Origin of the sequence: Streptomyces sp. WG7 (genome assembly GCF_049975785.1) — a bacterium.
Lineage (GTDB): Bacteria > Actinomycetota > Actinomycetes > Streptomycetales > Streptomycetaceae > Streptomyces.
The window spans coordinates 1-8980 of the sequence record NZ_JBNGGE010000090.1 but is presented as its reverse complement, the minus strand read 5'-3'; the positions used below and the strand labels follow the sequence as shown (position 1 = coordinate 8980).

At 73.4% G+C, this 8980-nt stretch carries 1 protein-coding gene and 1 pseudogene; both read right to left on the bottom strand.

The window, feature by feature from the left end:
• On the bottom strand, nucleotides 1–911 hold a 911-nt coding region (locus tag ACP4J0_RS37855; protein WP_426603884.1), incomplete at its 3' end, for a beta-ketoacyl synthase N-terminal-like domain-containing protein.
• 157 nt (nucleotides 912–1068) lie between these two features.
• Nucleotides 1069–8976 (bottom strand): annotated as a pseudogene (locus ACP4J0_RS37850) (SDR family NAD(P)-dependent oxidoreductase); the annotation flags it as partial.
• Between the last annotated feature and the right edge of the window lie 4 nt (nucleotides 8977–8980).

Genomic DNA, 8980 nt, shown 5'->3' with positions numbered 1-8980 from the left:
CCGTCCTGGTTGATGGCGGAGCCCCGCACCACCGCCAGCACCGGGCGGCCGTTGCGCCGCGCGTCCGACAGCCGCTCCAGGAGGAGGAGACCCACGCCTTCGGCCGGTCCGAAGCCGTCGGCGGCGGACGAGAACGCTTTGCAGCGTCCGTCCGGAGCCAGGCCGCGCTGCCGCGAGAACTCGGTGAACAGGCCCGGCGTCGACATCACATGAACGCCTCCGGCCAGCGCCATGGAGCACTCGCCGGCCCGCAGCGCCTGCACCGCCAGGTGCAGCGCCACCAGCGAGGCGGAGCACGCGGTGTCGACCGTGACCGCGGGGCCTTCGAGGCCGAGGGTGTACGAGATGCGGCCGGACATCACACTGGCTGCGTTTCCGGTGCCCAGGTGACCGGCGTAGTCCTCGGCGGCCTCCAGCAGCGGGGTCAGGTAGTCCGAGCCGTTGACCCCGACGTACACACCGGCCTGGCTGCCGCGCAGGGTGCCCGGGTCGATGCCCGCCCGTTCGAACGCCTCCCACGCCGTCTCCAGCAACAGCCGCTGCTGCGGGTCCATGGCCAGCGCCTCACGCGGCGAAATCCCGAAGAACCCGGCGTCGAAGGCCGGGGCGTCGGCAAGGAATCCGCCTTCGCGGGTGATCGACGTGCCGGGTTCGTCTGGGTCGTCCGAGAAGAGCCCGTCGAGTTCCCAGCCTCGGTCGGCGGGGAACTCGGTGAGCGCGTCGCCGCCGGCGGCGAGCAGGTCCCACAGTTCCTCGGGGGAACGTACGCCGCCCGGGAAGCGGCAGCTCATCGCCGTGACGGCGATGGGCTCGTGAGCCTGGCTCTCGATGTCCCGCAGGCGTCCGTACGCCTCGTCGAGATCGGTCGTGACCTTCTTGAGGTACTCGCGGAGCTTCGCTTCGTTCGCCACTGGCGCTTCACCTATTCGCGTGGTCGAGACCGTGGAGTCTTCTCGCACGTGCTCGTGATCTCGGGATGTCTCGGTTCGGGGGTCTGGGTTCCGGAGGTCCGGAGGTCGGGGGCGGACGCACCGCCGGTGGCCGGCGGTGCGTCCGCGACGTGTCGAGTCACGCCTTGCCGAACTTCTTGTCGATGAGCGCGAACAACTCGTCGTCGCTGGCCTCTTCGATCTCGTCGGCCCCGGACTCGCCGGTCGTCCCACGGGCCTCGTTCCACTGGGCGAGCAGCGCTTGCAGACGCACCGCCACGCGCGAGTGCGCGGCGTCGTCCGCCGCCGCCTCGGACAGTTCCTCCGGGGTCAGCGAGGAGAAGGTGCTCTCCAGCCGGCCGATCTCCTCCAGCACCGAGAGCCCGCGCTCGGCCGGCTCCGGGGCCATCTCGTCCAACAGGTGCCCGGCGAGGGCCGCCGGGTTGGGGTAGTCGTAGACCAAGGTGGCCGGCAGCCGCAGGCCGCTCGCGGCGCTCAGGCGGTTGCGCAGCTCCACCGCCGTCAGCGAGTCGAAGCCGAGCTCCTTGAACGCCTGCCCGTCCCCGACGAGTTCGGCCGACCGGTACCCGAGGACGGCGGCCACCTGACCGCGCACCAGGTCCACGACGGTCCGCTCCCGCTCCGGCGCCGGAAGCCCGGCGAGGCGCTCGGCCGGCGTGCGCTCGTCCGCACCGTCCACCACCGTGGCCGCCGCGTTCCCCGTGCCCCGCACCGTCCTGCGCGCGGGGGTGCGCACCAGGCCCCGGAACATCGGCAGCAGCGCGCCGTCCGCAGCCCTGGACCGCAAGGTGGGCAGGTCGATCCCGACCGGTACGAGTACGGGCTCCCGCGCCGCGAGGGCCGCGTCCAGGAGCGCCAGGCCCTCGTCCGCCGAAAGCGGCACGATCCCGCCGCGGGCGACCCTGCCCCGCTCCGCCTCGGTCAGCCGGCCCGCCATGCCGCGCTCCTCGGCCCACATGCCCCAGGCCAGGGACAGCGCGGGGAGCCCGTCGCGGCTGCGGTGCCGCGCGAGCGCGTCGAGGAAGACGTTCGCGGCAGCGTAGTTGGCCTGCCCGGCGCCGCCGAGCGTGCCCGCGGCGGCCGAGAAGAGGACGAACGCCGACAGGTCGAGGTGCCGCGTCAGCTGGTGCAGGTGAAGTGCCGCGTCTGCCTTGGGCCGCAGCACCCGGTCCATCCGCTCCGGGGTGAGCAGGTCCACGATCCCGTCGTCCAGGACGCCCGCGATGTGGACGACCGCGGTGAGCGGATGCTCGGCGGGAACCCCCGCGAGCACGGTGGCGAGCGCGTCACGGTCGGCCACGTCGCACGCCGCCCATGTCACCTCCGCAGCCGAGGCCCGCAGTTGTGCGGTGAGTTCCGCAGCGTGCTCCGCCCCCGCACCGCGCCGGCTCACCAGCAGCAGCCGCCGCACCCCGTGCGCCTCCACGACATGCCGGGCGACGAGCCCGGCCAGGCCGCCGCCGGCGCCGGTGATCAGGACGGTGCCCTCGGGGTCGAAGGGGCGAACGGCGCTGTCGGTGCCTGTCGCCTCAGTCCTGACCAGGCGGGACGCGAACACCGCTCCCCCGCGCACGGCGAGTTCGGGCTCCGTGGAGGCCACGGCGTCCGGCAGCACCCGGCAGGAGGCGTCGGTCCCGTCGACGTCGACGAGTACGAAGCGGTCCGGGTTCTCCGTCTGCGCCGTACGCACCAGGCCCCACACCGGCGCCTGCGCGAGGTCCTCGGTCTCGTCGGCGCCTACGGCCACCGCGCCCCGGGTCACGACGACGAGCCGCGCCCCGGCGAACCTGCCGTTGCCCAGCCAGTCCTGCACCAGGGCCAGGGCCCGGTGCGCTGTGTCGCGCACCTCGCCCGCGAGGCGCGCGACGCCGTCGGACGTGTCGATGCCGGCCTGCGCGCCGGTCGTCCCGGTCAGCGGCACGAGCACCGTGCCCGGCATCGTCCCGCCCGCCGCGACGGCCGCGTCGAGCGCCGCGAAGTCGGCGTACGTCTCCGTGCCGACGCCAGACCGCTCCAGCGCGCCGGCGAAGTCCCCGACGACCGCGAGGGGGGCGGCAGCGGCTGTCCGTGCTCCGGTCGTCCGCACGGGGGTCCAGTCGAGCCGGAACAGCGACTCGCGGGCTCCCGTGGGTGCCGGTGCGAAGCGGGTGGTGTCGGGCTGCCCGGTCACCAGCGCCTCGACGGAGGCGATCCGCCCGCCCGTGCTGTCGGCCACGACGACGGAGGCGGTGTCCTCACCGGCCGGCGCGACGTGGAGCCGCACGGCGGCCGCGCCCACGGTATGCAGGCGCAGACCGCGCCAGGCGACGGCCGTCCGGCCCGTGCCGGAGGGGCCGGCGGCCAGTACCTGCGAGGCCGTGTCGAGCAGCGCCGGGTGCAGTGCGTACCGCCCGGCCGACGCCTGCTGCTCCTGCGGCAGCCCGGCCTCGGCGAAGACCTCGTCGCCGCGCACCCATACCTGGGTCAGCGTGCGGAAGGCGGGGCCGTGGTAGAGCTCGGCGGCCGCCAGCCGGTCCCGGACCGTGTCCGGGGCGACCGGCTCGGCACCGGCAGGAGGCCACTGCGCCGCTGTCTCGTCGTTCGCGGCGTCGGCCGCGGGCCGGTCCGCGCCGTCGGCGGAGAGCAGACCGTCGGCGTGCCGGGTCCACTCCCCTTCCGCCACTTCGTTCGCGGGTCCGTCCGGGCCGGCCGCCGCGTCGGGCCTGCTGTGCACCTGGACGGGACGGAGCCCCTGTTCGTCCGGCCCGCCCACGGTGACGCGGAGTTGCACCGCACCCTTCTCGGGGAGCGCGAGCGGCGCTTCGATCGTCAGCTCGTCCAGGCCGCCGCACCCGGCCTCCTCACCTGCGCGCAGGGCCAGTTCGACGAAGGCCGCGCCGGGAAGGACAACCGTGTCGGCAACGACGTGGTCGGCGAGCCAGGGGTGCGTGCGGGTGGACAGCCGGCCGGTGAGGACGAAGCCGTCCGAGCTCGGCAGCTCGACCGCGGCCCCGAGCAGCGGGTGTCCGGCCGTGCCGATGCCGACCGACGCCACGTCCTCGTACTCGGGCAGGTACTCCGCCCAGTAGCGCTCGCGCTGGAAGGCGTAGGTGGGCAGGTCGACGTGGCGGGCGCCGGTCCCGGCGAAGAACCGGGTCCAGTCGACCGTGACGCCACGGGTGTGGGCCTGCGCGAGCGCGGACACCGCCGTCTCCGGCTCGGGACGGCCCTTGCGCAGGACGGGCACGAAGGCGGCGCCTTCCTCGCTCACGCAGTCCTGGGCCATGGCGGAGAGCACGCCGTCGGGGCCGAGTTCGACGTACGTGGTGACGCCTGCGGCCTCCAGGGCGCGGACGCCGTCCAGGAAGCGGACGGCCTCGCGTACGTGCCGGACCCAGAAGTCGGGCGACGCCATCTCGTCCGTCACCAGGGCGCCGGTCAGGTTGGACACCAGGGGGATGCGGGGCGAGACGTAGGACAGACCCTCGGCGACCTTGCGGAAGTCCGCCAGCATGGCGTCCATGTGCGGGGAATGGAACGCGTGACTGACCGTCAGCCGCTTCGACTTCCGGCCCTCGAACGACGCCGCTATGCCGACCGCGGCGTCCTCGTCACCGGCGACGACCACCGAGCGCGGACCGTTGACGGCGGCGATGCTCACGCGGTCGTCCAGCAGCGGCAGCACCTCGTCCTCCGACGCCTCCAGCGCGATCATCACCCCACCGCCCGGCAACGCCTGCATCAGCCGACCACGCGCGGCAACCAGCGCGCACGCATCGTCCAGCGAGAAAACCCCGGCGACGTGCGCGGCGGCGAGCTCACCCACGGAGTGGCCGGAGAGGTAGTCCGGCTTCACGCCCCAGCTCTCCAGCATCCGGAACAGCGCGACCTCGACCGCGAACAACGCAGGCTGCGCGAACTCCGTGCGGTTCACGACATCGACGTCGTCCCCGAACAGCACGTGTTTGAGAGGCACTTCGAGATGCCGGTCGAGGTTCGCACACACCGCGTCCAGTGCCTCGGCGAACACGGGGTACGTGCCGTACAGCTCGCGTCCCGTCCCGAGGCGCTGGCTGCCCTGCCCCGTGAACAGGAAAGCGACCCGTTGTTCCGTGTCCGCCACGCCACGGACCACCTGCGCGGCGGAGTCCCCCGCCACCACGACGGCAAGTCCGTCGGCGAACGCCTCGCGGTGATCGGCGACGATCGCGGCGCGGTGGTCCAGCACCGCCCGTCCGGTCGCCAGCGCGAAGGCGACGTCGAGCGGACTCGGCTCCCCGTGGGCGGCGAGATGGTCGCGCAGGCGTTCCGCCTGGTCGCGCAGGGCGGCCTCGGTCCTGCCGGACAGCACCCACACCGACGGCGTCGCGGCGTCCTCCTCGTCCGTCCGATCGGGCTCCGCGTCAGCGACCTGCGGGGCGGGCGGGGCCTGTTCCACGATCGTGTGCGCGTTGGTGCCGCTCACACCGAAGGACGAGATGCCTGCCCGACGGGGGCGGCCGGTGTCCGGCCACTCCCGCTGCTCGGTCAGCAGCGCGATCTCTCCGGCCGTCCAGTCGACGTGCGGCGTCGGCTCGTCCACGTGCAACGTCTGCGGCAGCACGCCGTGCCGCATCGCCAGCACCATCTTCATCACACCGGCGACACCGGCCGCGGCCTGCGTGTGCCCGATGTTCGACTTGATCGAGCCGAGCAGCAGCGGCTGGTCCGGCGAGCGGCCCTGACCGTAGGTGGCCAGCAGGGCCTGGGCCTCGATCGGGTCACCCAGACGGGTGCCCGTGCCGTGCGCCTCGACCACGTCCACATCGGTGGCCGACAGTCCGGCACTGGCGAGGGCCTGGCGGATCACGCGCTGCTGGGAGGGGCCGTTCGGGGCGGTCAGGCCGTTGCTCGCACCGTCCTGGTTCACGGCCGAGCCCCGGACGAGAGCGAGGACCGGGTGGCCGTTCCGCCGGGCGTCGGACAGCCGCTCGACCAGCAGCATGCCGACGCCCTCGGCCCAGCCCGTACCGTCCGCGGCAGCGGCGAACGCCTTGACCCGGCCGTCCGCCGCGAGACCGCGCTGGCGGCTGAACTCCACGAAGGCGCCCGGCGTCGACATGACCGTCACGCCACCCGCCAGGGCGAGCGAGCACTCGCCGTTGCGCAGTGCCTGCGCCGCGAGGTGCAGCGCCACCAGGGACGCGGAGCACGCCGTGTCGACCGTCACGGCCGGCCCCTCCAGGCCGAAGACGTACGAGATACGGCCCGACACCACGCTCGCGGAGTTACCGGTGCCGAGGAAACCCCCGTCACGATCGGCGGAGTCGAGCACGAGGGAGAGGTAGTCCTGGCCGTTCGTGCCGACGAAGACGCCCGCCTGACTGCCGCGCAGCGAGGTGGGGTCGATCCCGGCCCGCTCGAACGCCTCCCACGACGTCTCCAGCAGCAACCGCTGCTGCGGATCCATCGCCACTGCTTCGCGCGGCGAGATCCCGAAGAAGCCGGCATCGAAGTCCGCCACGTCGTAGAGGAATCCGCCCTCCTGGGCGTACGGCGGCACCTCCTCGCCCACTGTCTGCGAACCGAACAGCGCTTCCGCGTCCCAGCCGCGGTCCGCCGGGAATTCCCCGACCGCGTCCGTGCCGGTCTCCAGCAGGTGCCAGAGGTCCTCCGGGGTCCGCACGTCGCCCGGGAAGCGGCAGCTCATCGCCACGATCGCGATGGGGTCGTCGTCGACCGGTACGGAGGCGACGACCGGGCCCGGCACCACCGGCTGCGTGCCGAACAGCTCCCCGCGCAGGTAGTCGGCGAGGGCCGCCGACGTCGGGTAGTCGTAGACCAGGGTGGCCGGCAGCCGCATACCGGTCGCCGCACCCAGGTGGTTGCGCAGCTCGACGGCGGTCAGCGAGTCGAAGCCGAGCTCCTTGAATGCCCGCTCCGCGCCGACGGTCTCCGATCCGGCATGACCGAGGACCGCCGCCACCTCCCCGCGCACGAGGTCGAGCAGCGCCCGCTCCCGCTCCGGCTCGTTCAGCTTCCCCAGCCGTTCCGCGAGCGAGTCGGAACCGTGTGCCGCGTCCCCGCCACTCCGGCCGTCCCCGGCCTCGCCCGCACGCGGAGCAAGGGCCCGTTGGGCCTCGGGCAGATCGGCGAGGAGCTTGCTGCCCCGGACGGAGGTGAAGCCGGGCGCGAAGCGCTCCCAGTCGATGTCCGCGATGGCGACGGCGGCGTCCCCCGCCTCCAGCGCACGCCGCAGGGCCGAGACCGCCAGAGCCGCGTCCATCGGTGGTATGCCGCCGCGGTGCATCCGGGCGGCCATCGCCTCGTCGGCCGCCATGCCGCCCTCGGCCCATGGGCCCCACGCGATCGACGTCGCGGCCAGGCCGTCGGCGCGGCGCTGCTCGGCGAGGGCGTCGAGGTAGGCGTTCGCGGCCGCGTAGTTGCCCTGGCCGGCAGCGCCGATCGTGCCGCTCGTCGAGGAGAAGAGGACGAAGGCGTCGAGAGTGATGCCGAGTTCGGTCGTCAGCTCGTGCAGGTTGAGGGCGGAGGTCGCCTTGGCCCGCAGGACGGTCTCGAGACGGTGCGGGGTGAGCGAGTTGAGGACGCCGTCGTCCAGGACGCCGGCGGTGTGCACGACCGCGGTCAGCGAGCCGGCTTGCTCGGCGAGCACGACGCGCAGCGCGTCGCGGTCGGAGGCGTCACAGGCGACGACGGAGACGTCAACGCCCAGCTCGGCAACGAGTTCCGCGGCACCGGGTGCGTCCATGCCTCGCCGGCTGGTCAGCACCAGCCGCTCGGCACCCGCACCCGCCAGCCACCTCGCGATGTGACGTCCGAGCGCCCCCGTGCCACCGGTCACCAGCACCGTGCCGGACGGGGTCCACGACGCCGTGCCCTCCGGCAGCGCCGCGCGCACCAGCCGTCGCCCGAACACCCCGGACGACCGGACCGCGACCTGGTCCTCACCAGAACCCGCCAGCACCCCGACCACGCGCGACAGCGCGCGCTCGTCGAGTACCTCCGGCAGGTCGATCAGACCACCCCAGCGCTCCGGCACCTCCAGGGCGGCGACCCGGCCCAGTCCCCACAGCTGAGCCTGCACGGGCGACGTCAGCCTGTCCGACCGGCCGACCGAAACGGCTCCACGCGTCACACTCCACAACCGGGCGTCCACACCGGCATCGCCCAGGGCCTGCAGCAGAGAGACCGACTCAGCGAGCCCGAGCATCGACACGACACCCGCGTACTCGCCGGCAACGAGTCCCGCCAGCGCAACGCGATCCGTGCCCGGCTCGACCTCGACCCGGCGCACCTCCGCACCACGCTCTGCCAGTGCGTCCACCACCAGCGAGTCACTCGTGTCCCCGGCCGGCACGACCACCAGCCACTCCCCGGACAACCGTGCGCCGGAAGCCTCGGCCAGCGGCTTCCACACCACCCGGTACCGCCAGCCGTCCACCTCCGTCCGCTCCCGACCCTGCCGACGCCACGCCGACAACATCGGAAGCACCTCACCCAGCGACGCATCACCGGAGACATCCAACTCCGCCAGCAGCAAGCCCAGATCCTCGCGCTCGACGGCATCCCAGAACCGGGCATCGCTTGAGTCCACGGTCCCACCGGCGGGGGTGTTGCCGGTCATGCTGGTCAGTGCCGCCTCCGGCCAGTACCGCTTGCGCTGGAAGGCGTATGTCGGCAGATCGACAAGTCCTCCGCCGGTCCCGGCGAAGAATCCGGGCCAGTCCACTTCCACGCCTCGGACGTATGCCTGCGCGAGCGCCGTGACGGCGGTCTCCGCCTCGGGGCGACCCTTACGCAGCACCGGGGCGAGGGCCGCGGCCTCGCCCCTCAGGCACTCCTGCGCCATCGCCGACAGGATGCCGTCCGGGCCGAGCTCCAGGTAGGTCGTGACTCCTTCGGCCTCCAGGACACGAACACCGTCCAGGAAGCGCACGGCCTCGCGGACGTGCCGCACCCAGAAGTCGGGCGAGGCCATGTCATCCGTGACGACGGCACCGGTCAGGTTGGAGACGACCGGGATGCGTGGGGCCTCGAACGACAGCCCGGAC